Annotated in this window: 19 protein-coding genes and 2 pseudogenes; 8 read left to right on the top strand and 13 right to left on the bottom strand. The window is 71.0% G+C overall.

Features of this window, described 5'->3' with window-relative positions:
• Both FNH04_RS47605 and FNH04_RS15855 read right to left on the bottom strand, forming a co-directional pair.
• Positions 1-848 (bottom strand): annotated as a pseudogene (locus FNH04_RS47605) (hypothetical protein); the annotation flags it as partial.
• 177 nt (positions 849-1,025) lie between these two features.
• Entirely contained in the window at positions 1,026-1,277 is a 252-nt protein-coding gene (locus tag FNH04_RS15855) for a helix-turn-helix domain-containing protein (RefSeq protein WP_152784669.1), read from the bottom strand.
• Positions 1,278-1,373: 96 nt separating this feature from the next.
• Between FNH04_RS15855 and map the strand changes: the two genes are divergently transcribed.
• The 3 genes from map (at position 1,374) to FNH04_RS15840 (ending at position 5,720) form a co-directional block, all read left to right on the top strand.
• Complete coding sequence (gene map / locus FNH04_RS15850) at positions 1,374-2,141, top strand: type I methionyl aminopeptidase (RefSeq protein ID WP_152784667.1); 768 nt, start codon at positions 1,374-1,376, stop codon at positions 2,139-2,141.
• A gap of 266 nt (positions 2,142-2,407) precedes the next feature.
• On the top strand, positions 2,408-2,929 hold the full coding sequence (locus FNH04_RS15845; RefSeq protein ID WP_152784665.1) for a GNAT family N-acetyltransferase: 522 nt from the start codon (positions 2,408-2,410) through the stop codon (positions 2,927-2,929).
• Between the two features lie 169 nt (positions 2,930-3,098).
• Positions 3,099-5,720 carry an ATP-dependent Clp protease ATP-binding subunit gene (locus tag FNH04_RS15840; RefSeq protein WP_194236696.1) on the top strand — a complete coding sequence of 874 codons (2,622 nt, stop codon included), beginning with the start codon at positions 3,099-3,101 and terminating at the stop codon, positions 5,718-5,720.
• Positions 5,721-6,171: 451 nt separating this feature from the next.
• Here FNH04_RS15840 and ggt read toward each other — a convergent pair whose 3' ends face one another.
• Positions 6,172-7,983: a gamma-glutamyltransferase gene (ggt, locus tag FNH04_RS15835; RefSeq protein WP_152784661.1), complete on the bottom strand. Its 1,812-nt coding sequence runs from the start codon at positions 7,981-7,983 to the stop codon at positions 6,172-6,174.
• Between the two features lie 118 nt (positions 7,984-8,101).
• Here ggt and FNH04_RS15830 point away from each other — a divergent pair, with 118 nt between their 5' ends.
• On the top strand, positions 8,102-8,860 hold the full coding sequence (locus FNH04_RS15830; protein ID WP_152784659.1) for a hypothetical protein: 759 nt from the start codon (positions 8,102-8,104) through the stop codon (positions 8,858-8,860).
• A gap of 128 nt (positions 8,861-8,988) precedes the next feature.
• Complete coding sequence (locus FNH04_RS15825) at positions 8,989-10,557, top strand: alpha/beta fold hydrolase (protein ID WP_322723136.1); 1,569 nt, start codon at positions 8,989-8,991, stop codon at positions 10,555-10,557.
• Between the two features lie 183 nt (positions 10,558-10,740).
• On the opposite strand, the gene FNH04_RS15820 is transcribed toward FNH04_RS15825, so the two are convergent.
• The gene (locus tag FNH04_RS15820) at positions 10,741-11,178 is read right to left on the bottom strand and encodes a DUF6278 family protein (RefSeq protein WP_152784657.1); all 438 of its coding nucleotides are present in this window, start codon (positions 11,176-11,178) and stop codon (positions 10,741-10,743) included.
• Positions 11,179-11,366: 188 nt separating this feature from the next.
• Between FNH04_RS15820 and FNH04_RS15815 the strand changes: the two genes are divergently transcribed.
• A complete protein-coding gene (locus FNH04_RS15815) occupies positions 11,367-13,241 on the top strand; it encodes an SGNH/GDSL hydrolase family protein (RefSeq protein ID WP_322723135.1) in 1,875 nt (624 codons plus the stop codon).
• Positions 13,242-13,279: 38 nt separating this feature from the next.
• Here the strand turns inward: FNH04_RS15815 and FNH04_RS15810 are convergent, their stop codons facing one another.
• The 7 genes from FNH04_RS15810 to FNH04_RS15785 form a co-directional block, all read right to left on the bottom strand.
• Positions 13,280-14,059 carry an exodeoxyribonuclease III gene (locus FNH04_RS15810; RefSeq protein WP_152784655.1) on the bottom strand — a complete coding sequence of 260 codons (780 nt, stop codon included), beginning with the start codon at positions 14,057-14,059 and terminating at the stop codon, positions 13,280-13,282.
• Between the two features lie 50 nt (positions 14,060-14,109).
• A complete protein-coding gene (locus FNH04_RS15805) occupies positions 14,110-14,745 on the bottom strand; it encodes an MBL fold metallo-hydrolase (RefSeq protein WP_152784653.1) in 636 nt (211 codons plus the stop codon).
• Positions 14,746-14,778: 33 nt separating this feature from the next.
• Positions 14,779-16,077 (bottom strand): bifunctional 3-oxoadipate enol-lactonase/4-carboxymuconolactone decarboxylase PcaDC, encoded by a 1,299-nt coding sequence (gene pcaDC / locus FNH04_RS15800; RefSeq protein WP_322723134.1) that lies wholly within the window; start codon positions 16,075-16,077, stop codon positions 14,779-14,781.
• Positions 16,078-16,107: 30 nt separating this feature from the next.
• On the bottom strand, positions 16,108-16,401 hold the full coding sequence (locus FNH04_RS49400) for a hypothetical protein (RefSeq protein ID WP_386574010.1): 294 nt from the start codon (positions 16,399-16,401) through the stop codon (positions 16,108-16,110).
• Between the two features lie 166 nt (positions 16,402-16,567).
• Entirely contained in the window at positions 16,568-17,233 is a 666-nt protein-coding gene (locus FNH04_RS15795; protein ID WP_322723133.1) for a TetR/AcrR family transcriptional regulator, read from the bottom strand.
• A gap of 469 nt (positions 17,234-17,702) precedes the next feature.
• Positions 17,703-18,734: a quinone oxidoreductase family protein gene (locus FNH04_RS15790; protein WP_228031402.1), complete on the bottom strand. Its 1,032-nt coding sequence runs from the start codon at positions 18,732-18,734 to the stop codon at positions 17,703-17,705.
• 420 nt (positions 18,735-19,154) lie between these two features.
• On the bottom strand, positions 19,155-19,916 hold the full coding sequence (locus tag FNH04_RS15785; RefSeq protein WP_152784649.1) for a nuclear transport factor 2 family protein: 762 nt from the start codon (positions 19,914-19,916) through the stop codon (positions 19,155-19,157).
• Positions 19,917-20,270: 354 nt separating this feature from the next.
• On the opposite strand from FNH04_RS15785, the pseudogene FNH04_RS47600 reads away from it, so the two are divergent.
• Positions 20,271-20,644: pseudogene (locus FNH04_RS47600) on the top strand (serine hydrolase); the annotation flags it as partial.
• 290 nt (positions 20,645-20,934) lie between these two features.
• On the opposite strand, the gene FNH04_RS15775 reads toward FNH04_RS47600, so the two are convergent.
• Together FNH04_RS15775 and FNH04_RS15770 are read right to left on the bottom strand one after the other, a co-directional pair.
• Positions 20,935-22,431, bottom strand: a complete 1,497-nt coding sequence (locus FNH04_RS15775) for an MFS transporter (protein ID WP_228031401.1) — start codon at positions 22,429-22,431, stop codon at positions 20,935-20,937.
• Between the two features lie 983 nt (positions 22,432-23,414).
• Entirely contained in the window at positions 23,415-24,089 is a 675-nt protein-coding gene (locus FNH04_RS15770) for a TetR/AcrR family transcriptional regulator (protein ID WP_322723132.1), read from the bottom strand.
• Between the two features lie 341 nt (positions 24,090-24,430).
• On the opposite strand from FNH04_RS15770, the gene FNH04_RS15765 reads away from it, so the two are divergent.
• The gene (locus tag FNH04_RS15765; RefSeq protein WP_152784645.1) at positions 24,431-25,630 is read left to right on the top strand and encodes an oxygenase MpaB family protein; all 1,200 of its coding nucleotides are present in this window, start codon (positions 24,431-24,433) and stop codon (positions 25,628-25,630) included.
• Positions 25,631-25,680 lie beyond the last annotated feature (50 nt).

The raw sequence follows: 25,680 nt of genomic DNA, 5'->3' as shown, positions 1-25,680 counted from the left end.
GCGCTGTCGTGTCCGGTGGCGTTCCGGTCCTGCGGGTCCAGGAGGAAGGGGTCGGTCGGGTCGAAGGTCTGGTTCGGGTGACCGCCGGCACGAGCCGCCACTTCGGTGTCTTCCGTGCGGGCGTCGTGTGTACGGCTGTCATGTGTGCGGGCGTCGTGTGCGCGGGCGTCATGTGCGCGGGCGTCATGCGTACGGCCGTCGTGTGTGCCGCCGTCACGTGTATGACCCTGGTCCCCCCACAGGTCCTGGGCACGGCCGCCGCGTACCGGTACCCGGAAGACGGATTCGGCGTCGTCGTCCCGGAAGTGCGACGCGTCCTGCGGGGAGGTGGTCCGCGGGGCGCGGCGGTCGAGCTCCTCCATACGGGCGCGGAGCTCGGCACAGCGGGCCGTGGCACGCTGGTGGTCGTCGTGGGCCCAGGCCAGATCCAGGCGGAGGGAGTCGGCCTCCTCCCGGGTGGCGGCCGACTGGAGCCGGTGGGACAGTTCGGCGGCGCGCTCGGAGGAGTGGTGCTGTTCACGGAGCATGGCGTCGAGGCGGTCGGCGAGGGCCTCACGGGCGCCGGGCCGGGAGTCGTGGGCGGTGAGCGAGGCCTGGTGCAGAACCCGGGCGCGCTCGGCCTCCTGGGCGGCGGCCGCGGGGCCGTACCCGGTGGCGAGGTCCTGCAGGAGCGCCTCCACCACGTCCCAGGGCGGGACCTCCCAGCCGTCGAGGCAGGCGCGCATACCGTCGGGGTCCCGCTGCCAGAACACGGCGCACCAGCCGGTGCCGGGGTCGAGACGCGTCAGCAGCTTGTTGAAGTAGCTTGCGAACTCCCGCACCTCACGCGGGAGTTGATGCACCGCCATCGCATGACCCCCGCCCGAATGAAACACTCCGGTTCTGTAGAAAACACCAGCCGTGTTACAGGAGGGCTACGAGAACTTTTCAGACTGGGCGCACTGCGCTCCGCGACACGGGGAAGCACCTGTGCGTGAACCCTTCCAGACCCGGCCCGGGAGGTGAGTCAGGCCCCGAGGCCGCTTTCAGGTGCCGACCAGCACGCACTGCCCGGCGAGCTCGTCCATGGACAGGCCGAGGGCCCGAGCCAGCGCCGCCACCGTGAAGAAGGCCGGTGTCGGGGCGCGGCCGGTCTCGATCTTGCGGAGGGTCTCCGCGGAGATCCCGGCGGCCGCGGCGACCTCCGCCATGCTCCGAGCGCCACGGGCCTCACGCAGCAACCGCCCGAGTCGCTCGCCGCGTTCGCGCTCTTCCGGGGTCAGGGGGGTGCGCACCATGGACCCATTCTAATACCGGGCGCCTCATCGGGTGGATCATCGCGGCGACCGGCTTCACCGGTATAGTAATTGGGGGTAGGCGGTATAGTAATTGGCATGGTGGAACTGAAGACGGACGCGTCGATCGACGCGATGTACGAGGCGGGGCAGGTCGTCGGGCGGGCGCTCACGGCGGTACGGAAGAGCGCGGCGGTGGGGGTCTCGCTGCTCGAACTGGACGAGGTGGCGCGGGAGGTACTGCGCCAGGCGGGCGCCCGTTCGCCGTTCCTCGGCTACCGCCCCTCCTTCGCGCCCACGCCCTTCCCGGCGGTGATCTGCGCCTCGGTCAACGACGCGATCGTGCACGGCATCCCCACGGCCTACCGGCTGCGCGACGGCGACCTGGTCTCCATCGACTGCGGCGCGGAGCTGGACGGCTGGGTCGGCGACTCGGCGATCAGCTTCGTCGTGGGCCGCCCGCGCGCGGCCGACCTGCGGCTGGTGGAGACGGCCGAGCGCGCCCTCACGGCGGGCATCGCCGCCGCGGTGGCCGGAAACCGGATGGGAGACATCGCGCACGCCATCGGCTCGGTGTGCCGCGCGGCCGGGTACGGCATCCCGGAGGGCTTCGGCGGCCACGGTATCGGGCGCCGTATGCACGAGGACCCTCCGGTGCCGAACGAGGGCCGTCCCGGCCGCGGCCTGCGGCTGCGTCACGGCATGGTGCTGGCCATCGAGCCGATGCTCATCGGCGGCGGCACCGACGGCTACCACGAGGCACCGGACGGCTGGACCCTGCGCACCAACGACGGCTCACGGGCGGCCCACGCCGAGCACACGGTGGCGATCACGGAGGCGGGGCCGCGCGTGCTGACGGAGCGGTAGGGCGCCGTCGGGGGTGCGGTCCGTTTCGGCTGCGGGTTCTTTGCGGCGGAGCCGCCCACCGCCGTAGGTACGGCCGGTCCCAAGCCGCGTGCTCGTTACGACGGAGCCACCCACCGCCGCAAGCGTGGCCGGTTTCGAACCGCGGGCTCGTAACGACGGAGCCACCCACCGCCGCAGGTACAGCCGGTTCCGAGCCGCGGGCTCGTCGTGGCTGGTCGCGCGGCTCCCCGCGGCCCTTGCCGGGCTTGGCCGGGATACCCTTCCGCATGCTCTACAGGAACGGCACCCCCTCCGACGCCGACCGGGTCGCCGCACTGCACACAGCCAGCTGGCGCAGTGCGTACGCCGGTCTCATGCCCGCCGAGTATCTGAGCGGCTCGCTGCCCGAGGAGCACCGCGCCCAGTGGCGGGAGCGCACCGCGGAGCCGTCCGGGCGGTGGCTGCTGCTGGCCGAGGAGGGCGACGAGCTGCTGGGTTTCATCCACCTCGTCACGGTCCCGGACGGCCGCCTGTACGTGGAGAACCTGCATGTCCGCCCGGGCCGGGTCGGCACCGGTATCGGGCACGGCCTGCTGCACCGGGGCTTCGCCTGGGCGGCGGCCGAACACCCGGGCCGGGACGTGTACTTGGAGGTGCTGAGCGGGAACGTCCGCGCGATCGCCTTCTACGAACGCGAGGGCGGCGTCGTCACCGCCGAGCGCCCGGCCACCGTTGCCCCGGGCATCGAACTCGACGAGATCGAGTACACCTGGTCCGCGACCGCGGTCGGCCGTCCGGGGGCGCGCTGACACCAGGGGCGACACCACCCCGGCACCAGGAGCGACACCACCCCGGCACCAGGGGCAGCAGGTGTAACTCCGGGGTGGCCGGGCACTCGCGTGCCGAACGAGCACGTCGATCGGCGAGGGCGCCCGGGGCCGGCCGCGAAACCGGCCGCGGGCCCCGGAACGGATGGCCATGACCAGCGGGTTTCCCGGTCCGCAGGGCTACGGCCCGGACCCCCTCGGAGAGTTCTTCGCACGCTTCTTCGGCGGGCCGCGCCCCCAGCAGCGCGTCGACATCGGGCGGCTGATGAGCCGGCAGGCCCGGCAGTTGGTCGCCGACGCGGCCACGTACGCGGCCGACCACGGCAGCACCGACCTCGACACCCAGCATCTGCTGCGGGCCGCCGTCGCGATCGAGCCGACCCGGAGTCTGCTGGCCCGCTCCGGCGCCGATCCCGACGAGCTGGCCGAGGAGATCGACGAGCGGACCGGCCCCACGGGGCAGCAGGAGGGCGACGGGCCGGCGCCCGCGTCGCTGTCCCTGACCCCCGCGGTCAAGCGAGCCCTGCTGGACGCCCACGAGCTGGCCCGGGCCAGGGGCGCCGGCTACATCGGCCCCGAGCATGTCCTGAGCGCCCTGGCGGCCAACCCGGACTCGGCTGCCGGGCACATCCTGAACGCCGCCCGGTTCACCCCTGCCCCGCTGCCGCCCGAGGCCCCGGAGCCGTCGGCGGCCGGCCTCCAGGGCAGTGTGCAGACGCGCCCCGACCGGCCGCCCCAGGCCCCCACGCCGACGCTCGACAAGTACGGCCGCGATCTGACCGACCTCGCGCGACAGGGCCGTATCGACCCCGTCATCGGCCGGGGCGAGGAGATCGAGCAGACGATCGAGGTGCTGTCCCGGCGCGGCAAGAACAACCCGGTCCTGATCGGTGAGGCGGGTGTCGGCAAGACCGCGATCGTGGAGGGTCTCGCCCAGCGCATCGCCGACGGGGACGTGCCCGACATCCTCGCGGGGCGCCGGGTGGTCGCCCTGGACCTGTCGGGCGTGGTCGCCGGCACCCGCTACCGGGGCGACTTCGAGGAGCGGCTGACGAACATCGTCGACGAGGTCAGGGCACACTCCGACCGGCTGGTCGTGTTCATCGACGAACTACACACGGTCGTCGGCGCCGGAGCCGGGGAGAGCAGCTCGATGGACGCGGGCAACATCCTCAAGCCCGCCCTGGCGCGCGGCGAGCTGCACATCGTGGGCGCCACGACGCTGGAGGAGTTCCGCAGGATCGAGAAGGACGCGGCCCTGGCCCGCCGCTTCCAGCCGGTCATGGTGCCGGAGCCGTCCACGGGGGACGCCCTGGAGATCCTGCGCGGCCTCAGCGACCGCTACGAGGCCCACCACCAGGTCCGCTACGCCGACGAGGCGCTGATGGCGGCGGTGGAGCTGTCCGACCGCTATCTCGCCGACCGGCAGCTGCCGGACAAGGCCATCGACCTGATGGACCAGGCGGGCGCCCGCGTACGGCTGCGGGCCGGTACGAAGGGCACCGACACACGGGCCCTGGAACGCGAGATCGAGCAGCTGACCCGGGACAAGGACCAGGCGGTCGCGAGCGAGCAGTACGAGCAGGCCACGCAGTTGCGCGACCGTATCTCCGAGCTGAAGGAGAAGGTCGGCGGCGCCGGGGGCGCGCTCCCGGAGGACGTCGAGGGACAGCATCTGGAGGTGACCGCCGAGGACATCGCCGAGGTGGTCTCCCGGCAGACCGGCATCCCGGTCAGCAGCCTCACGCAGGAGGAGAAGGACCGGCTGCTGGGCCTGGAGGACCACCTCCACCAGCGGGTGATCGGGCAGGACGAGGCGGTGAGCGCCGTGTCCGACGCGATCCTGCGCTCACGCGCCGGGCTCGCCAGCCCCGACCGGCCGATCGGCAGCTTCCTCTTCCTCGGCCCGACCGGCGTGGGCAAGACGGAGCTGGCCCGCGCGCTGTCGGAGGCGCTGTTCGGCAGCGAGGACCGGATGGTGCGGCTGGACATGAGCGAGTACCAGGAACGGCACACCGTGAGCCGCCTGGTCGGCGCCCCGCCCGGTTACGTGGGCCACGAGGAGGCCGGTCAGCTCACCGAGACCGTGCGCCGGCACCCGTACTCGCTGCTCCTGCTGGACGAGGTGGAGAAGGCCCACCCGGACGTGTTCAACATCCTGTTGCAGGTCCTCGACGACGGCCGGCTCACCGACGCCCAGGGCCGCACCGTGGACTTCACCCACACCGTCATCGTGATGACCAGCAACCTCGGCTCCGAGGCGATCACCCGGCGCGGCGCCGGACTGGGCTTCGCGGCGGGCGGTGCCGAGGCCGACGAGGAGGCCCGGCGCGAGCGGATCCTGCGCCCGCTGCGTGAGCACTTCCGGCCCGAGTTCCTGAACCGCGTCGACGAGATCGTGGTCTTCCGGCAGCTCACCCCCGAGCAGCTGCGCCGCATCACCGACCTGCTCCTGGAGCGCACCCGGCGCCGCCTGCACGCCCAGGGCATCACGATCGAGTTCACCGACCGCGCCGTCGACTGGCTGGCACACCACGGCCACGAGCCCGAATACGGCGCCCGCCCACTGCGCCGCACGATTCAGCGAGAGGTCGACAAGCAGCTCTCCCGCCTGCTCCTGGACGGCCGGATCAGGACGGGGGGCCGGGTCGTCGTGGACACCGGGGACGGACGGCTGACGTTCGACACGTCCACGGCACCACCCGCGCCGGCCTCGGGCACTGCCACCGCCGACCCCGGCGCAGGTCCCGTCCGCGACACCGGCCCCGGCTGATCGGCCCCGGCTGATCCGGGTGCCGGGGCCCTCCGGGTACCAGGGCCCCCGGGGTACCCCTCGTCCGGGGCCGAGCCCGGCACCGGGCACCGGGGGCCGGCTCGAAGCCGCCTGTCCCCAGCCGCACCCGGGTACCAGGGCCCCCGGACGTCTCGGGCGACGTCAGGCGTGCCCTTCACACCCGGCATCAGCCGCGTCGGAGCACGCCCGCGGCGCGGCCCGCCCCGGATCTGCTCGCCCGGCCGCCCGTGCGTCACTGATGATGTCCACGACGAACGGCCGGGCCCGGCACCGACCGGCCGGCCTCAGTCCCCGGCATCGGATGGCCCCGAGCCCAGGCCCGGCACAAACCGCTACCGGATGAGGCCGGCCGGCCCGGCGCCGGCCGGCCTCAGTCACGCCCCCCCGCACCAACCGACCCCCGGTCACGTCGCGCGCCCGGCCGCCACGGCTACGGCACGGGCCGCACCACCATCGCCGACCCGCCCCCGCGTCGTACCGTCTCCGCGGCGGCCAGCCACTTGCCGTTCGGGAGGCGCTGGACGCCCGTCGTGGCGCCGATCTCCGGGTTCTGGCGGAAGCCGTGGCCGATGGCTTCCAGCCGGGCCTTCAGCGGGCTGTTCCACAGGCCCGGTTCGAGTTCGGTGGTGGTCTGGTTGCGCTGGCTGGCGCGGGGTGCGGCGATCGCGTCGACCAGCGGGAGGCCGCGGTCGAGGAACCCGGTCAGCGTCTGCAGCACGGTCGTGATGATGGTCGCGCCGCCGGGAGAGCCGAGCGCCACGACGGGCCTGCCGTGCTCGTCCAGCACGATCGTCGGCGACATCGAGGAGCGCGGGCGCTTGCCCGGACCCGGCAGGTTCGGGTCGTGGACGGCCGGGTTGGCCGGGGTGAAGGAGAAGTCCGTCAGCTCGTTGTTGAGGATGAAACCACGGCCGGGGACCGTGATACCGCTGCCGCCGGTCTGCTCGATCGTGAGCGTGTACGAGACGACGTTGCCCCACTTGTCCGCCGCTGTGAGGTGGGTCGTGCTGTCGCCCTCGTATGTCGTCGGTGCGGCCGTGCCACCGGTCCCGCACGCCGCCGGATCGCGCGGGTCACCCGGCGCGACCGGGCTGGTCAGCACCGCGTCGTCCTTGATGAGACACGCGCGCGAGTCGGCGTACTTCTGCGACAGCAGTTCCTTCGTCGGTACGTCCTCGAAGGCCGGGTCGCCCACCCAGCGCCCGCGGTCGGCGAACGAGATCCGGCTTGCCTCGATGAAGCGGTGCAGGTACTGGACGTCGCTCGCCTTGGACAGGTCCGTGCCCTCGAGGATGTTGAGCGCCTCGCCGACGGTCGTGCCGCCCGACGAGGAGGGCGCCATCCCGTACACGTCGAGTCCGCGGTACGAGGTCTTCGTGGGCGCCTGGCGCTTCGTGCGGTACGCGGAGAGGTCCTTCAGCGACAGGTCGCCGGAGCGGGCCTTCCAGCCCGAGGCCGGGTCCACCGGGGGCTCCTGGACGGTGTCGACGATGTCCCGGGCCAGCCTGCCCCGGTAGAGGGCACCGACGCCCTTGCGACCCAGCTCCTCGTACGTACGCGCCAGATCGGGGTTCTTGAAGGTGGAGCCGACGACGGGCAGCCGGCCGCCCGGCAGGAACAGCTCCGCCGTGTCCGGGAAGTACCGGAACCGGGTCTCGTTGGACGCGGTCTGCGAGCGGAACGTCGCGTCGACGGTGAACCCGTCGCGGGCGAGCCGCTCGGCGGGTTTCAGCAGCGTGCCGAGCCGCTCGCTGCCCCACTTGTCCAGCGCCGCGTCCCAGGTGGCGGGCGTGCCCGGCGTACCGACGCTCAGCCCGCTGGAGACCGCTTCGGCGAAGGGGACCGCCTGGCCGTTCTCCACGAACAGGTTCTCGTCGGCGGTCAGCGGCGCTGTCTCGCGGCCGTCGATGGTGTGCACCGTGCGGGACTTGGCGTCGTAGTAGACGAAGTAGCCGCCTCCGCCGATGCCCGCCGAGTACGGCTCGGTGACGCCCAGGGCGGCGGCGGTGGCGACCGCCGCGTCGACCGCGTTGCCGCCCTTGCGCAGGACCTCGATCCCGGCGGCGGAGGCGTCCGCGTCGACGCTCGCGACGGCACCGCCGTAGCCGACGGCCACGGGCACCTTCTCGTCGGCCGTCACGGGCGCCTCGGTCTTCCCGGCCGAGGGCGGCGCCGCCCCCACCGACAACACCGCGGCCGAAACCGCCAGAACCGCCAGTCTCCGTGCGACAGGGCGAGCCATCCGTTACCTCCAGTCGATCGACCGTCTGCGCAGCGTAACGCGGTTGCCATGGGCGCGTCAGGGTTACCACGCACAGGGGCCGGACAGCCTCCGGGGGCGCCCGCTAGCATGCGCGCCCATGAATGACGACGTGCGCACCCTCGTCCTGGGCGTGATCGTGGCGGGCATCGGCGCCACACTCGGCTGGATCGCCCGGACGTACCTGTGGAAGCGGAAGCTCCACCGCAAGCAGGCCTTCTTCGGGCTGCCCGACAACGCCGAGTCCCTGCTCGTGGTCAACCGCGAGGCGGGCGGCGGCCCCGACCTGACGGTGACGCGCCATGACGTGTCCGCGCTGCTCGAACTCTCCGCGCTCATCAAGGACTGCGGCGCGAGCGCGCAGATCGTCGCGCACGACGCGACCCAGCAGGGGTTCGGGGAGCGTACGGAGTTCTGCGTCGGGCATCCGGCCCCGAACCGCCGTATGGCGGCCCATCTGTCCTCGCTGCTGCCCGGTATACAGGTCAACTCCGACCCCGAACCAGGCCCGGACCGGGGCGCCTTCCTGATCGGCAAGGAGCAGTACCGGCTGGAGCCGGGCCGCAACGAGTACGTCCTCCTCGCCCGGCTCACCGCGGACCAGGGGCACAAGACCCGCCCGGTCTTCCTCTTCTGCGGCCAGCGCGCGATCACCACCCAGGCGGCGACCCGCTATCTGGCCCGCAACCACGAGAGACTCTCCCGCAAGCACGGCGACAGGACCTTCGCGCTGCTGCTGAAGGTCGTGAACTCACAGGCGTACGGCCCGGACGTGGTCGAACTCGTGGCCGACGTGACGAAGGCGGCCCAGACGGCGATCCCGACGGCTCCTTCGCACAACACCCACCGCGCCTCCTAGATTTCAACAGTCTTTCAGCACTTTCCAACGATCGTTACCAGCACGTAACTTACCGACGGGTTACTTCCGGTAAGGGGCTGCGGTTACCGTCGGGTCACTTTCTATTGACACGAGTAGAGGAGTGACCCGTGGGACACCGCCGCACCGCCCTGCGCACGTCGGCCGCCGGTGCCGTCTCGGCGACTCTCGTCGCCGGAACGCTCCTCGGTCTGGCCCCGGCCGCCCGCGCCGCCGACCCCGCCGTCCGCTTCGTCGACATCACCGGCGACGGCGGCACCGTCCTCAAGGCCAACGTTGTCACCCCCGTCGGCGCCGACGGCTCCCGCACCTACCCGCTCCTCGTGCTGCCCACGAGCTGGGGCCTCCCGCAGGTCGAGTATCTGGCCCAGGCCCAAAAGCTCGCCGACGCCGGCTATGTCGTCGTCAGTTACAACGTGCGCGGCTTCTGGCAGTCCGGCGGCTACATCGAGGTGGCCGGTCCGCCCGACATCGCCGACGCCTCCAAGGTGATCGACTGGGCGCTGGCCAACACCCCGGCCGACGAACGGAAGGTCGGCATGGCCGGTCTGTCGTACGGCGCCGGCATCAGCCTGCTCGCCGCCGCGCACGACAAGCGCGTCAAGGCCGTCGCCGCGCTGAGCGGCTGGGCGGACCTCATCGACTCGATCTACTCGGGCCGCACCCAGCACTCCCAGGCGGCCGCCCTGCTGAACGTCGCCGGGCAGGTCACCGGCCGCCCCAGCCCCGAACTCCAGCAGATCTTCAAGGACTTCTTCGCCTCCAACCTGGACAAGGAGCAGGACATCATCGCCTGGGGGAAGAAACGTTCCCCCACGACCTATGTCGACAAGATCAACGCCAATGGCACGGCCGTCATGCTGGCCAACGCCTGGGGCGACACGATCTTCCCGCCCAACCAGTACGCCGACTTCTACGAGAAGCTGACCGGCCCCAGGAGACTGGAACTGCGCCCGGGGGACCACGGCACCAACGAGATCCCCGGACTGCTCGGCGTACCGGGCGACGTGTGGAGCGACACCCGGCGCTGGTTCGGCCACTACCTCAAGGGCGAGGACAACGGCATCGACCGCGAGCAGCCCGTGCGCCTCAAGTCCCGTTCCTCGGGCGGCTACGAGGGCTATCCGGACTGGAAGTCCGTGAGCGCGACGAGCAGGAAGATCGCCCTCACCGACACCTCCACGATCCACACGAACGTCAACTCGGGCGCGGACGGCGGCACCATCTTCCTGTCCAGCGTCCTCGACCAGGTGGCCCGGGTGCCCCCGATGGCGTCGATCCCGCTGCTGCCCCGCCGCTGGGCGGCGGTATGGCAGTCGGAGAAGTACGCGACCGCCCAACAGGTGCGCGGCACCGCGAAGTTGCACACCACGGTCACCAGCACCAAGGAGAGCGGCACCCTCGTCGCGTACCTCTACGACGTGGGGCCGCTCGGCCTCGGCAAGCTGGTCAGCAACGCGCCGTACACCTTCCACGGGCGGACGCCCGGCAAGCCGTTCGGCGTCGACCTGGAGCTGTTCTCCACGGCCTACGACGTTCCGGCAGGGCACCGTCTGGCCCTGGTCGTCGACACGGTCGACCCGCTCTACATCGAGCACAACCCGTCCGGCGCACAGCTGACCTTCTCCTCACCGCGGCACGATCCCTCCTATGTGTCCGTACCGCTGCGCGAGCAGTGATCTCCGGCTGCCACCGGGCGGGCCTGGCCTTGTGAGCTGCTGCCCTCCCCCTGCGGTCCCATACCGCCCAGGGGTGAACGGCCCATCCTAGTCGACCGACTGCCGGACGGTGGTGGGGTGTTCGACCGTACGAGGACGCCCGGCACGGGGCCTGGGGCCTGGGGCCTTCTGATGAGGAAGGCCCTATCCCTCCGCCACCTCGGCGTAGAGCTGGGAGAGTTCAGGTGCGCCGCTGGCCGCCCAGGTGCGGCCTGCGTCGACCACGTCGATCTCACGGCCCGAGGCAAGCCGCACCACGGGCTGCCCGTCCGGCGGGATGGCCCAGCCCGCTCCCGGTACCGTGCGCACGATGACGGTGCCGAGGTAGCACCCCGCGTCGTTCCCCAGCCACGGCAGGGTCTCCTCGTCGTCGCGCCAGCGCGGCAGGAGTTGGTCGAGCTCCTCCAACGAGGCGGCCGAGTCGTCGAGTTCGACACCCGCCTCGTCGGTGTGCGAGCGCAACAACTCGCACTCGGACAGGAGGTCCGCGATCCCCTCGTGGTCGCCGCCGCCGGAGACCACCGCGACATCGGAGGCGGGCCCGTGCTTCTTGCGCCAGTTGCCGAGGAAAGGGATGTCCATACGGCCAGCGTGACATTCGCACACCCAGGTGCACCACAGGCGCGCGGGGCCGCCCGTTCCCGGGGAGTTCGCTCCGATGTTCCCACCGTGTTCGCCACGAGTTTGCGCCTGCCTCATTGACGGCTTTCTGACGCCTCCTTAGCTTCAGGCGCAGCTGTCACTTCGATGGTCAGGGAGAGGGGTCGGGAGTGCGCCGACGTGTGTGGGGTACGGCAGTGGTGCTCGGCCTGTTGGCGGCGGTCACGCCCGTGGCGTCCGCCCGGGCCGCGACGACCGCCTCCGGCGGACCGCTGCCGCTGGAGCGGCTCTTCGACAACAGGGCGGTCAGCGACGACGCACGGCCCGGGGAGGCGGACTTCGACGGCTCCGGCGCCTCGCTGTCGGCGCAGGACCTGGCGGGTGCGGGCTGGACTCCCGGGCGTTCGCTGACCGTTCAGGGCGCCTCGCTGACCTGGCCCCGCCGGGCGGCGGGCGAGCCCGACAACGTTCGCGCCGACGGTCAGTCCGTACGGGTGCGGGGGCGCGGCGACGCGCTCGCGTTCCTCGTCACGGGGACGGGCGGAGCCGCAGGGGCGCGCCGGTGTCGAGAGACTGAGCGCGCGGAGGCCCGAAGGGCTGAGCACGGTCAGGCTCTCGACACCGGCGGGAGCGCCCCGGAGGCGGAGCAATGTGACGCGGTGGGGGGCACCGGCACGGTTCGGTACGCGAACGGCACCCACTCCACGTACCGGCTGACCGCCTCCGACTGGCGCACCGGCCCGCTCGCCACCAAGGCCGTGGCGCTGCCGCACATCAACACGTCCGGTGGCCAACTCGCCGAGAAGGCACGGCTGTACGTCGTGACCGTGCCGCTCGCGCGGGGCCGCGAGGTCACGTCGGTGTCGCTGCCACGCGACCGGTCCCTGCACGTCTTCGCGCTGTCGGTACGGCCCACGACCCCCGGCTGGACCGGGACCTGGGCCGCCTCCGCCTCCGGCTACACGGCCGTCGGGCCGTGGACCGACCGGACGCTGCGGCTCGTGGTGCACACCTCGGTGGGCGGGCCCCGGGTGCGGATCCGGCTCGACAACACCTTCGCGGCGGCGCCGGTGCGGATCGGGAGCGCCACGGTGGCCGTACAGGCGGAGGGGGCGGCCACGCGGAGCGCCCCCGTGCCGCTCACCTTCCGGGGTGCCAAGGGGACCGGCATCCCGGCGGGGGCACAGGCGTTCAGCGATCCGCTCGGCTTCCGGGTGCCCGCGGGCGCCAACCTCCTGGTGAGCTTCCATCTGCCGGGGACGGTGACGGCGGCGCCCGTGCACCGGCTCGCGTGGCAGACGTCGTACGTCAGCGAACCGGGCGACCACGCGCGCGACGGCTCGGCGGAGGCGTACACCTCGACGATCACCTCGTGGCCGCTGCTGGCCGGTGTGGACGTGGGCGGCGGACCGGGGTCCCTCGTGCTGCTCGGCGACTCGATCACCGACGGCGACAAGTCCACGCCGGACGCGAACCGCCGCTGGCCGGACGTGCTGGCCGGGCGGCTGCGGAGCCAGAGCGCGGTTCCGCACTACGGGGTCCTCAACCACGGGATCTCGGCGAACCGTGTGGTCACCGATGTCTATCCCGGCGACGGGGTGTCGGCCGGCACGGGCGGGGTCAGCGCCCTGCACCGGTTCGACCGCGATGTCCTCGCCCAGACCTCCGCCCGTACCGTCGTCGTGTTCGAGGGCGTCAACGACGTCCGCTGGGGCGCTGCCTCGGGGCAGGTCATCGCCGGGCTGCGGGAGGTCGCGGCCCGGGGACACGCGCGGGGGCTGCGCGTGCTCGCGGCGACGATCGCGCCGTGCGAGGGCGAGGCCCGGTGCACGGCGGCGGCCGACGCGGAGCGGGTCGAGGTGAACACGTGGATCCGGGGTGCAGGTTCCGAGGAGTTCGACGGCGTGCTCGACTTCGACGCTGTGCTGCGGGACCCCGAGCGTCCCTCGCGGATGCTGCCCGCGTACGACAGCGGGGACCATCTGCATCCGGGGGACGCGGGGCTCGCCGCGCTGGCCGAGTCGGTGGATCTGAGGTTGCTGTAGGAGGGGTCGCGCGTCGGCCGCCGTGGGGTGTGTGAGGGCTATACCTCCAGGTCCACCACGACCGGCGCGTGGTCCGACGCGCCCTTGCCCTTGCGCTCCTCGCGGTCCACGTACGCGTCCTTCACGGCCTTCGAGAACGCCTTGTTGGCGTACACGAGGTCGATGCGCATCCCGCGGTTCTTGGGGAAGCAGAGCTGGCGGTAGTCCCAGTACGTGAACGGGTGGTCGTACTTGAGAGGGCGCGGGACCACGTCGGTCAGGCCCGTCTCGCGCAGGGCGGCGAGGGCCGCGCGCTCGGCGGGGGTGACGTGGGTGAGGCCCTCGAAGGCGGCCACGTCGTGGACGTCGTCGTCCGTCGGCGCCACGTTGTAGTCGCCCAGCACCGCGAACGGGCGGCTGCCTTCCGCGTCGCCCGCGACGGCCGCCTTGAGCGCCTCGAACCACTGGAGCTTGTACGCGTAGTGGGCGTGGTCCACCTCGCGGCCGTTCGGCACGTACACCGACCAGACCCGGACCGGGCCGCAGGTCGCGGAGACGGCTCGGGGCTCCTGGACTCCGTCGTAGCCGGGGTCGCCGGGCAGGCCCTTGACGACGTCCTCCAGGCCGACCCGCGAGATCACCGCCACGCCGTTCCACCGGCCGGTCGCGTGGACCGCCGCCTCGTACCCCAGCTCGCGCAGCTGGTCGAACGGGAAGCTCTCCTCGGCGATCTTGGCCTCCTGCAGGCACAGCACGTCCGTGCCGCTGCTCTCCAGCCAGGCCAGGAGCCTGGGCAGGCGGGCGGTGATCGAGTTCACGTTCCAGGTCGCGATGCGCATGGCCCACAACCTACCGGGCGGGTCCGACAACGCCTCCCGCCCGGTCTCCGTCACAGCTGCGCGGACTCCCCCGCTGCCAGCCGCAGGTGTTCGGAGCCGCCGAGCGCACCGATCTGGCGGTCGTAGATCGGACGGGCCAGGTCGGTGAGGAGCGCGTCGTGGATGTCGTAGGCGCGCTGTGGCCCGACCTCACGGACGTAGTCGATGACCTCGGAGATCTTGCTCCAGGGGGCCATGACGGGGAGCATCAGGGTCTCCACGGCGTGGTCGGGGACCGTGAGGGCGTCGCCGGGGTGGAAGACACGGCCGTCGTCGATGAGGTAGCCGACATTGGTGATGCGCGGGATGTCCGGGTGGATCACGGCGTGCAGTTCACCGTGGACCTGCACGTCGAACCCGGCGGCGGAGAAGGTGTCGCCGTGGCCGACGGTGTGTACCCGGCCCGGGAACGCCGACGAGATCCTGTCCGCGACTGCCTTGAGCGTCCAGATCCGCGCGGCCGGGTTGTTCTCCATCGCGGCGCGCAGCCGGAACTCGTCGAAGTGGTCGGGGTGCTCGTGCGTGACGAGGAGGGCGTCGGCTCCGAGTGCGGCGTCCTCCTCGCTGAATCCCCCGGGGTCGAGCACGAGCGTCTGCCCGTCCTTCTCGAGGCGGACACAGGCGTGCGACTTCTTCGTGAGCTTCATGGGTCCATCGTGCCCCTCTCGTACGGCCGGGGCTCACTCCTGCGGCGTGGTCTCCTCGCGGATGACCTCCTGGGCCACTCTGAACGCGCTGTTCGCCGCCGGTACGCCGCAGTAGACGGCCGCCTGGAGCAGCACCTCCCTGATCTCGACCGGGGTGAGGCCGTTGCGCAGGGCGGCACGGATGTGGAACGTGAGCTCTTCGAGGTGTCCGCCCGCGACCAGCGCCGTGAGGGTGACACAGCTGCGGGAGCGGCGGTCGAGGCCCGGCCGGTTCCAGATCTCGCCCCACGCGTACCGGGTGATGAACTCCTGGAAGTCCGCGGAGAAGGCGTCCGCCGAGCCCATCGCCCGGTCGACGTGCGCGTCGCCGAGCACCTCGCGGCGCACCTTCAGCCCGGCGTCGTACGGATCCGGCCTGCTCGCGGGCTCGGACCGGTCCACGGCCGGGGCGATCTCGGCGACGGGCCCGGACTGCGGCGGCACGGCGGTGAGGACCGGCTTGGCCGGGGTGGCCGGGATCGCCATCTGGCCCGTCGTCGAGCCGTACGCGGGCTGCCAGGCCGACGAGAAGTGCCGTACGAGCAGGTCCGTGACCGCGGCGGGCTGCTCGACGGGGACGAGGTGCGAGGCGCCGGGCACGACGGCGAGGCGGGCGTCGGGGATCCCGGCGACCAGCGTGCGGGCCTCGGCGGGCCCGGTGACCTGGTCGTCGGAGCCGACGAGGACGAGGGTCGGCACTCCGACACGGCCGAGCTCGGCCCGTACGTCGAACGCGGCGAGCGCCTCGCAGGCCGTGATGTAGCAGCCGGGGTCGGTGGTGCGCACCATCTGCACGGCCCACTCGGTGATCGCGGGCTGCGCGGCCGCGAACCCTCCGGTGAACCATCGCTCGGGTGACGTACGGGCGATCGGGTCGAGACCGTTCGTCCGTACGATCACTCCGCGCTGGCGGAACTCGTCGGCCGTGCCGAAGCGGGGCGAGGCCGCGATCAGCGCCAGCGAGGCCAGGCGCTCGGGGTGGCGCAGCGCGAGTTCGATACCGACGGCGCCGCCGAGCGCGCAGCCGGCGTAGCCGAAGCGCTGCACCCCGAGCCCGCCCAGGGTGGCGAGCAGCCGGGTGGTCAGCTCGGCGACCGAACCGGCCGGGTACGCGGGCGCGCCCCCGTGCCCCGGCAGGTCGAACCGGAAGACCCGCCACTGCTTGGCCAGCTCCGGGACCTGACGGTCCCACATGTGCCAGGTGGTACCAAGTGAGGGACCCAAGATCAGGACTGGGGCGTCTTCTGGCCCGTCAAAGCGGTATTGCAGGGTGTTCGGTGGTGTCTCACTCACGCCTCAGACCCTCTCACGTATCACGAAGTCTCACACGGCCGGGGGAACCCGGCGGCTCTTGATCCTCTCGGCGCGACGCGTCCGGCACTGCCGGAAACCTCGGGGATCCAGATACGAGTTCTCCGGCGTGTACGCGTGGCCGTGGGGACAGTGCGTCCTCCCGGCTCGCGCGTTCTCCCAGTTCCCGCGCCGCAAGGCTTCCTTCTTCGGCACGGCTTCCAGGTGGTCCGGGTTGCGACAAAGCGTGTAGTGCCGTCCCCAAGGATCGGCATGGCGCACCTGGAAGCTTTCCGGAATTCCCCCAACCAGCAGCCTGAACACCACACGGTGGATAAGCTGTGTCTTTCCCTGGTAGGAGATTTGGCTGTAGCCCGGCCGCCCCTCCCCGTGACAATTGCCGGTCCACTGAGCGAGGAATGCGGTCAGATCCGCGAATGGGCACGACCGCGGATGACGCGGGAGCCGTGGGGAGGCCGCAGCCGGATCGTACTCAGCTGCGGCTGTCCGTGTTCGTCGTCAGAAGGCCGTTGATCACCAGCGTCGCGAGTGAGTTCGCGGTGGCTGCGAGCTGTTCCGGGGTGGCCGGGTCGGGCCTGCCCAGGCGCCGGGCCAGCGATACTTCCACCATTCCGGCGATGGGCGGAATGATCGCGAAGAAGAGTACGTCCATCGGGATGGGCGCCATGCGCCCGGAGGCCACGAGCCGCTCGATGCTGGGCTCCAGGATTCGCAGGGTGGGCGCGATGTAGTGCTCGTAGATGTAGTCCAGCCGCTCGGTGTCGCGGGAGAGTTCGTCCACGAAGAGGCGTCCCAGCTGAGGGGTATCGACCGCGGTCAGATACAGGCTGGTGATGATCCGGCGCAGGCGTTCGGCGTCGTCGATCGACGGGTCCTCCTGCGGCAGATGAGCCAGCTGCGCCCCCAGAGCGAAGTCCACCACCGCACGCCAGAAGGCCGCCTTGGAGCCGTACCGGTCATTGATGAAGTTGTGACTGACGCCGAGACGGCGGGCCAGCTCGCGGGCCGAGGCCCGGTCATAGCCCAGTTCCGCGAACGCCTCCAGACCGAGCAGCAGGATCTTCTGCTCCTCGGGCACGGCGGGGGTGCCCGCGCCGGGGCGTCCCGGACGTCGACCAGATCCGACTCGTGCTCCCACCGGTACCTCCACCACCTGCATGACCTGCGTCTGAACCTTTCAAGACCCACACACAGTTTACTTGACAGTCGTCAGACGTACGCCTGCCCGGCCCACGCCGGGAAACCCACCGGCTTGAAAGGGCGCGGCGCCGCTCCGGCCCCGAGGCCGATGCGCGGCGCCCGCACTCACACGTGTCATGCTCGGGCGCCATGGCCCCGCTGCAGCCCGGAGACGAGGGGGCGACTCGTGCGTATCCGAGGCGCCGATCACAGCGGGGCGGGACGGGGGGTGGACCGGGCTGTGTCGCCTGGATCAGCTGTTCCGGGCGGCACCCGGGCCGGCGACGAGGCCGCGAAGGTGTCGTGAGACCCCTCCGCGGCCACTCCGGGCACGTCGGCGCTCCTCAGGGCTGGACGATCGAGACCCTGTCGGCATTGGCGAAGCCGAACTCATGCCGTACCGGCCACCCGCCGTGGCCGGATGCCAGTCAGTCCGCCCAAGGCAACAGGACCACCTTGCCCGTGGTCTGCCGGGTCTCGATCAGGCGGTGTGCCTCAGCCGCCTCCGACAGCGGCAGCTGCCGACCGTGGTCGAGTCGCAGGCGCCCGCTGCGGACGTACTCGGCCAGTTCGGCGAGAGCCTGCCTCATCTCGGCGCGGGCGTGGGCCTCGTAGTAGCGCAGATTGAAGAAGCCCACCGTCTGGTTCATCGCGAGCCGGCCCTGGCTCATCTCGGCCGCGAAATCAACGCCCGGCAACTCCCCGTTGGCGCCCCCGAAGATCGCCACCCGGGCGCGGGGCGCGAGGCCGGCCAGCGTCTCGCGGAACACCTCGCCGCCGGCGGCGGCCAGCGCCCCGTCCACACCCCAGCCGTCGGTCAGGCGCCGCACCTCCTCGTGCCACCCCGGCTCGGTGTAGTCGATGGCGGCGTCCGCGCCCAGGTCGAGGACCGAGCGTCGCTTCTCCGGTGTGCTGGCAGCGCCGATGATCCGGCCGGCGCCCAGGATCCGCGCGATCTGCACGGCGAGGGAGCCGACACCGCCGGCCGCGGCGAGGATCAGGACGGAGTCGTCCTTGGCGAGCCGTACTCCGTCACGGATGAGGAAGTACGCCGTCAGCCCCTGGATCAGCAGCGCGGTGGCGTCGGCGGGCGAGATGCCGTCCGGCAACGGGTACACGTCGCCGGCCCGCGCCTTGACGTACTGGGCGTAACAGCCGTCCCCCTTGACGTCGATGATCCCGAAGACCCTGTCACCGACCTTGACGTCGGTGACTCCGTCGCCCACCGCGACGACCTCTCCCGCGTACTCGCCGCCGAGAATGGAGGGGAACCTGGTCACTGGCACCGGGTAGTAGCCGGCGCGGCGGCGCTCGATGTCGGCGAAGTTGATGCCCGCGGCCTCGTTGCGGACGAGCACATCGCCCGCATGGACCTCGGGTACGGGCACGTCCTCGTAGACGAGCACCTCCGGCGGTCCCTGCCGGTGGATCTGCGCCGCCTTCATCGTCTTGGTCTGCATGAGAGTCCCTTCAATGCGTACAGGCTTACGCCCCGGACAACCCGGGCGTTCGAAAAATGTCGGAGTCGACCCACGCACCGGCGCGCGCTCAGCGGACAACGCGGGTGCGTGCTCGAAGGTGATGTGAATCGGCTGGATACGCCGACAGGGCGGGGCAATTCGGCACCGCGGCCGGGGCCGGCCTCTTCGCCCTGCTCACGGCACTCCTTCCGTGTCGCCGGGCAGTCGGCCGGCCTGTCGGGCACGTTGTCAGCCCACCTGACACCGAGCTGTCAGTCGACGTATCGGCCGGCGTCGGCGACGGTTCTCACGGACTGGGCCCCGGGTCGGCCGACCGCCGCTACCGCGGTTCGGTGGCGCGTAGGTCGCGTCGCTCGTGACCGGGCCCCGCCGACGGGCTCGTCGACCGCGTCAGCTCGGTCAGAACAGGCCGTTGTCGTGGGGGAGTTCGGCGGGGACGGGCATCATGACGTCCCAGTGCTCGACGATCTTGCCGTCGGATACGCGGAACAGGTTGTAGCAGGCGACCGGTCCGCCGAACTCGCCCTCGGACATCACCAGGACGAGGTCGCCCTCGGCGATGACCTGGTGGACCTTCTTGTGGGAGAGGGGCTTGCCCTGCTCGGCCCACTTGGCCGCGGCGGCGGCGAAGCCGTCGAGTCCGTCGGCGGCCTCGGGGTTGTGCTGGTGACAGGTCTCGGTGGAGATGTAGTCGGTCAGGGCCGAGTGGTCGCCGCCGACGAGGACCTTCTCCGCGAACTCCGTCACCAGGGCCCGGTTGGCCTCGGTCCTGTCCAGGTCGGTGGGCTCGGTGGGACCGTCGGTCTGGGAGCGGCCGGAGACGGTGTTCTCGAGCTGCGGGGCCAGGGCGTCCCAGTGCTCGGCCGCCTGGCCGTCGGCGTTCAGCCGGAAGACGTCGAACGCGACGAGCGGGACCGGGCCGACGCCGTGGTAGATGCCGTGCACGGCGGCCGTGTCGCCGTCGGCGATGACCCGGACGACTTCGTGGCGGAAGCCCTCCGGCAGTCCGGCCACCAGCTGGCGCAGCGGCTCGCGACCGTCACCCGCGGTGGGGCTGTGCTGCTTGTAGTCGACCGCGATCCAGCGGTCGACGGCGGAAGGGTCCTTGTCGCCGAGGAGTTCGGCGGCGGCCTTGAGGACCGTGCTCTTGGTGTCGCTCATGATTCTTCCCCTTGGGGTACGAGCCGGGCGGAGCGGACTCCGGTGCCCGGCATCAGCCGGGAGTTGACGCGAGAGCCGTGGCCGTTCCGCTGATCCACCACGACTTCTCGGAACAGTCCTGTGGAACGGGGCCAGGTCACGCGGCGCCTCTCGCACCGGAGTCGCTTCCTGACATGTGTCAGATTAATTTCCTAATCTGACACATGTCAAGTTGAATCTCGGAGCTCCGCGACTGCCGAGCGATCCAGCCGGGCACCGACGAACCCCCACGGCCGACACGAGCCGCCTTCGCTTTGGGGATCGGCGACAAGGAGCGCGTCCTTCTCACCGCCCTCTGCCTGCGGAAGGGGAACGCGACAGGCGGTCGTCGAGCCGCTGGGAGTGACATCCGCCTTCCTCGACGGGTCCCAGGCGAGGACAGTGTCTCCACTGTCGACGATCTCGTGCGGTTCGCTGCCGAGGCGCAGGCACCCCCGACGGGAGGCGGGGGGACGTCGCCGACCGCTGGACCCGCGTACAGGCGCGGCGGCGGTGACAGTGCACCGCCCGGGCCCGACGGGCGTGCTGCCGGGCTAAGGGCACCAGAACTCCAGGTGGGGGCTCGGGTTCGAGATCCGGGCTCCAAGGCGCCGTACCGGACCGGGACGTCGTCGTCGCGTGCGTTCGGCCACTTCGGGCAACGAACGGTCGAGGAGTGGACACGGTTCACGGACGCGGTGCTCGCGTAGCTGCCGACTGAGGCGTTCGCGGTCGCCGGGCGGCCTCGCCCGGAACTCGGCGTATTACTCGTTCTCGATGTCTTTCATCAACGGACCGGTTACATGATTCGCCTCACCAGCGCGTGGTGCATTACCCGTCCAATCGCTCTGCCCCAGCGCTTCCCCACTCGACCACTACGGCCGGGATCCGCGTCGACAGCGCGAGGCGCACGAGCGGTACCGGCCCGCGGCATGTTCGACGATCCCGACACCGTCAAGGAAGCCGCACGCCGAAGCGACCTGGCCCACCGTGCGCCGGATCAGGCCGGTGGAGTTGCTGTTTCCGAGCGCGGGTCGGGACCGGTCGGCAGGGTGGCTGACGGCGCGGGAGGCGACGGGGTGTGAGGCGTCCGGGGCGGCCGACGGGCCGGGATGAAAGAGCCGATGAGCACGGCCAGGAGTCCGGCGCCGGCGGCGATGGCGAAGACGATGCGGAAACCGGTCAGGGTGGGTGCGGTGTGGATGCCGTCGAACTGAGTGCTCGTGTGGGCGAGTACGACGCCGGCGACCGCGCTGGAGGTGGAGGTGCCGATGGAGCGCATCAGGGCGTTGAATCCGTTGGCGGCGCCGCTCTCGGAAGCCGGCGCGGCTCCCATGATGAGAGCGGGCATGGCCGCGTAGGCGATCGCGATCCCCGTGTTGATCAGGACACTGGTCAGAACGACCTGCCACACGGCGTGCATCATGTTCAGGCCGACGAGGTATCCGGCGCCGCTGACGGCGGCACCCAGTATCAGGGAGACCTTGGGTCCCCGGGCGGCCGACAGCCGGGCCGCCAGCGGAGACACAGCCATCATCATCAGTCCGCCCGGCATCACCGCAAGCCCGGCGGCGAGTACGGACAGGCCCAGCCCCGAGCCGGAGTCCGGGTCCAGCTGCAGGAGCTGTGGGAACACCATGGCCTGGGCGAACAGCGCGTAGCCCACCAGCAGCGACGCGATGTTGGTGAGCAGCACCACGGGCCGACGTGCTGTGCGCAGGTCCACCAGTGGTGCCGGTGCGCGCAGTGCGAAGGCGACCCACAGCGCCAGGGCCACCATGGCCGCGGCGAACAATCCGATGACCTGCGTGCTCCCCCACCCCCAAGCACTGCCCTTGGAGATGGCGACCAGCAGGGCGAGCAGACCGGCGGACAGAGTGAACGCGCCCACGAAGTCGAAGCGGCCGCCTCTGGCTACGTCCTGTCCCGGGACATACCGAAGGACAAGCGCGGCAGCGATTGCCCCCAGCCCGGCGGTGATCATGAACACCACGTGCCAGTCGGTGTACTGGACGATGACCGCGGAGAGGGGCGGGCCCAGGGCGACGCCGGCACCGAGCGATGAGCTCATCAGCCCGATGGCGAGGTTCAGCTGTTGTGGCGGGACACGATCACGCATGATGCCCATGCCGAGCGAGATGACCCCCAGAGCGCTGCCCTGAAGCGTCCTCGCGATGATCATCAGGACCAGTGTCGAGCTGAGGGCGGCGACGAGCGACCCGGCCACGAGCAGGACCAGGGAAATCAGAACCATCCGCCGTTTGCCGTAGAGATCCCCGAGGTATCCGGCGATCGGCGTGGCGACCGCGCCCGCCAGAAGCGTGGCGGTCACCGACCACGCGGCGTCGTCGGCCGATGTGCTCAACAGCTCGGGAAGTTGTGGCAGTAGGGGGGACAGCAGCGTGGACATGACTGCGACGGTGACGCCCGAGAAGGCAAGCGCGAAGATCAGGCCGACGCTGCGCTGGGCGACAGGAGAATCCGACTGAGAGGACATGGGCATGCTTTCGGAGTCACGGACGGGGCCGGAGACGGGTGAGGGTCGGCAGTGGGGATCCCCGCTGGGGTGCTCTGCCTGATCGGGAGTCCGAGCACAGGTGCCATCGCCACCCTGACGTGCGGACGGTGATCGTCCGAAGTTCGGGAGCCCTCACCTCGAAGCATCCTGACATTTGTCAGATTACTTCTGATCTGACAGCCGTCAAGCGAAAACCGGCCTCCCCGGTGTATGTGAGATGGCCCATGTCGCCGAGACGAGGTTCCGTTTCATGACTGATATCGCGATCTGCCTTGGAGGGCGCTTGCGGTCTTCGCGGCATGTCGGCGCGGCCGGGCGGGGGGGCGTCGTCCGTCAACGCCATGTCCCCGAGGAGGCCTTCCGGCCTGCGGTCGCCAACTCCGTGCGAGGGGGTGACCTGCATGACCGCGACCGTGCGCCGGGCACCCCGGTCGACGAGGTCACATGTCCGACCCGATGGGTACGCCGCCCTTCACCCTCAACTCACAGGAGACCCTGCCCACAGGGTGGGTCAATGTTGCCCCGACGGCCCGAAGGGCGTCGGCCGCAGGCCCCACGTCAGCCGGCGGGAAGGCGATCTCCACCCGGCCCTGGGTCACACCGATGCAGGCCGACGCCTCGCGGACGGCGTCGCGACAAGGCGTCGCAGAGCGCGCCGACATGCCGCCGGGGTCCCGGCCCGCGGCTCGTCTCCGGCTTCAGTTCGAACCGACCACGACGAGGAGCGCGATCCGGCCTGCGGGCAGCCGCCGTTGCGAAATGCCCAGGCCTGCGTTCGGCCCGGGGGCAGCGCCGCGTCGAAGGCAGTCGCGGCCGCCTCCGATCCGTCGGCGGTGCGTGACGGAGGACGGCGCCCACGGCCCAGGGTGACCAGTACGGGCGAGGTGGCCGAAGCGTTCGGTGTGCGGCTCGGCTTCGGTGCTTCACCGGCCGACGCCGACGGTCCACGCTTCGGTGCTTCACTACGGCCGACGACGGTCCGTGCCTCTGTGGGCCATCAGGCCGTCCACCACCAGGCAGGCCAGGGTCTCGGCCCTGTCCAGGCGCTCTTCCTTCGTGGACTGCCAGGGACCGCGCGCCAGCCGACGGGTGAGGGGATCACTCACCAGGCCCGAAATGGGGCCGATGATGGCGAAGAACAGAATGTCCACCGGTATCCGGGCCATGCGTCCGGACGCCGCCAGGCTCTCGAATCTGGGTGCGATGATGGCCAAGGTCGGCTCGAAGTAGCGCTGGTAGAGGTAGTCCAGCCGATCGGTGTCCCGTGAGGATTCGTCCGCGATCAGTCGAGCCATGTTCGGCTCGTCGATGCTGGTCCGGTAGAAGTCCGTGATGAACCGCCGGATCAGCTCCTCGTCGTCCACTCCGGGATCGATGGGTGCCAGGCGCCCCAACTGGGCCCCGAGCGCGGCGTCGACCACCGCGCGCCAGAAGGCGGCCTTTGATCCGTACCGGTCGTTGATGAACGTGTGGCTGACCCCCAGACGACGTGCGAGCTCACGCGCGGAGGCGCGGTCGTAGCCCAGTTCCGCGAACGCCTCCAGCCCTCGGAGCAGGATGTCCCGCTCCTCGGGCAGCGCGGCGGTGTCACGACCGGGACGCCCCGGACGACGAGTGGTGGTCGGTTCGGCTGCCACGTGCCCTCTCCTTCTCACCTGGCCTCACGGCCGCCCGCCCATCGCTGAACCGAGCGGTCGGTCATGGCGGTAAACCCAGGCATCCTAACCGCGTGGAGGCACCAGGCATCCTCCGTCCCAAGTCTCCGAACAACGATCACGGACTTGACACGGACCTCCAGCCACTTAAACTGACAGCTGTCGGATTAACTTCCCGGACTTCGGTGAACAGAGCGAACGGGTTCCGCCTTCACGACGCGATCCGCACCTGTCCACGGAGCAGACCCCGAGGACGGGCTTCTCGCCCATCCCGTCGAGGCCAATGACCCGACGGCCCCCCATTCCCAAGGAGCTGACGAAAGATGTCCAACAACAACGCAGGCCTCATCCCCGAGCGGGTGGTCAATCTGGAGGAGGCCCGGCGCCGCTTCGGAGCGAAGGCCGATCACATGGCCGAGATGGCCATGGCCGGGGACCCGCTGGCAGACGCCGTGATCGCGGAGCTCGACGAACTGGGGAAGGAGGGACGCCGGATCCTCAACACGGGACTCGCCGAGGGCCTCGCGCAGCTGAGCGAGGAGCCCCCGAAGGGCATCAAGGCCTTCCTCGAGCAGTTGGAGGCCGTACCGTCCTGGGTCGATCCGGCGATGGTCGACCGGGGCGAGGTGGCGACGCAGTCCGTGCCCCCGCTGTGGTTCGAACTCTCCATGATCGCCGCCGCGCTGACGCACACCTACTCCTCCCCGGCCATCGCGCGCCTGCTGGTGCAGACCGGACAGCTGACGAAGATGGCTCCGCGGCGGCTGATCGAGACGGGCCTGTGGACGGTGGCCGCCACCCAGCCGGGTGGACTGAGCCGAGGCGCGGCGGGCTATACCGCCACCGCTCAGGTCCGCCTGCTCCACGCCCGCGTGCGTGCCACGGCCCTCAAGCACGGCTGGGACACGGCTGTCTGGGGTATCCCCATCAGTCAGGTCGACACGGCCCGCACCTGGCTCGACTTCACCCTCACCCCGTCTCGCGCCTTCTCGGCCATCGGCATCGACTTCACCCTCGACGAGCAGCGGGAGCGCTATGCGTACTGGTCCTACCTCGCGTACCTGCTCGGACTGGACCCGTCCTTCTACCAGGACATCACCGACGACGAGAGCGCCGGCCGACTGCTGGACCTCCTGGACTCGACGACCGCGCCGCCCGACGACAACGCGCGTGCCCTGACGTCCGCGATGGTCGACGCCCAGGCCGAGAGCCTCGCCTTCCGCCCCGGCGCGCTGATGGACAAGGAGAAGTACGGCGACCTCATCCATGGCCTGCTGCGGCGTACGTTCGGCGACGAGCAATCCGATCACCTGGGAATCCCCGAGTCGACCGGAGCGCATCTGCTGCCTGTCATAGGGCTCCTGAACACCGACGTGAGGCGTTGGCAGAACTTCTCCGCTGAGGCGTCCGCCGCCGCGAAGGCGGAGCACGCGAGCGGTGCTCCGACGCCGGACATGATGGAGTTCCTGGCTCCGGGCGGTACGGCCTACGCGAACAACGTCCGCGAGTCCGCAGCGGCCTGACCCGGTCGGCGCTCACCGAACCCGGCGGCGAGCCCGCCCGTGATCCGCCC

Origin of the sequence: Streptomyces phyllanthi (assembly GCF_009377205.1) — a bacterium.
GTDB classification, from domain to species: Bacteria; Actinomycetota; Actinomycetes; order Streptomycetales; family Streptomycetaceae; genus Streptomyces; species Streptomyces phyllanthi.
Note: the sequence above shows the minus strand (reverse complement) of the source record. Positions and strands in the feature narration are given on the sequence as shown.

Excerpts from the sequence above, each read along its gene's own strand:
- FNH04_RS15855 (WP_152784669.1), bottom strand. The coding sequence starts at position 1,277 with ATGGTGCGCACCCCCCTGACCCCGGAAGAGCGCGAACGCGGCGAGCGA.
- map (WP_152784667.1), top strand. The coding sequence starts at position 1,374 with ATGGTGGAACTGAAGACGGACGCGTCGATCGACGCGATGTACGAGGCG.
- FNH04_RS15845 (WP_152784665.1), top strand. The coding sequence starts at position 2,408 with ATGCTCTACAGGAACGGCACCCCCTCCGACGCCGACCGGGTCGCCGCA.
- FNH04_RS15840 (WP_194236696.1), top strand. The coding sequence starts at position 3,099 with ATGACCAGCGGGTTTCCCGGTCCGCAGGGCTACGGCCCGGACCCCCTC.
- ggt (WP_152784661.1), bottom strand. The coding sequence starts at position 7,983 with ATGGCTCGCCCTGTCGCACGGAGACTGGCGGTTCTGGCGGTTTCGGCC.
- FNH04_RS15830 (WP_152784659.1), top strand. The coding sequence starts at position 8,102 with ATGAATGACGACGTGCGCACCCTCGTCCTGGGCGTGATCGTGGCGGGC.
- FNH04_RS15820 (WP_152784657.1), bottom strand. The coding sequence starts at position 11,178 with ATGGACATCCCTTTCCTCGGCAACTGGCGCAAGAAGCACGGGCCCGCC.
- FNH04_RS15810 (WP_152784655.1), bottom strand. The coding sequence starts at position 14,059 with ATGCGCATCGCGACCTGGAACGTGAACTCGATCACCGCCCGCCTGCCC.
- FNH04_RS15805 (WP_152784653.1), bottom strand. The coding sequence starts at position 14,745 with ATGAAGCTCACGAAGAAGTCGCACGCCTGTGTCCGCCTCGAGAAGGAC.
- FNH04_RS15790 (WP_228031402.1), bottom strand. The coding sequence starts at position 18,734 with ATGCAGACCAAGACGATGAAGGCGGCGCAGATCCACCGGCAGGGACCG.
- FNH04_RS15785 (WP_152784649.1), bottom strand. The coding sequence starts at position 19,916 with ATGAGCGACACCAAGAGCACGGTCCTCAAGGCCGCCGCCGAACTCCTC.
- FNH04_RS15775 (WP_228031401.1), bottom strand. The coding sequence starts at position 22,431 with ATGTCCTCTCAGTCGGATTCTCCTGTCGCCCAGCGCAGCGTCGGCCTG.
- FNH04_RS15765 (WP_152784645.1), top strand. The coding sequence starts at position 24,431 with ATGTCCAACAACAACGCAGGCCTCATCCCCGAGCGGGTGGTCAATCTG.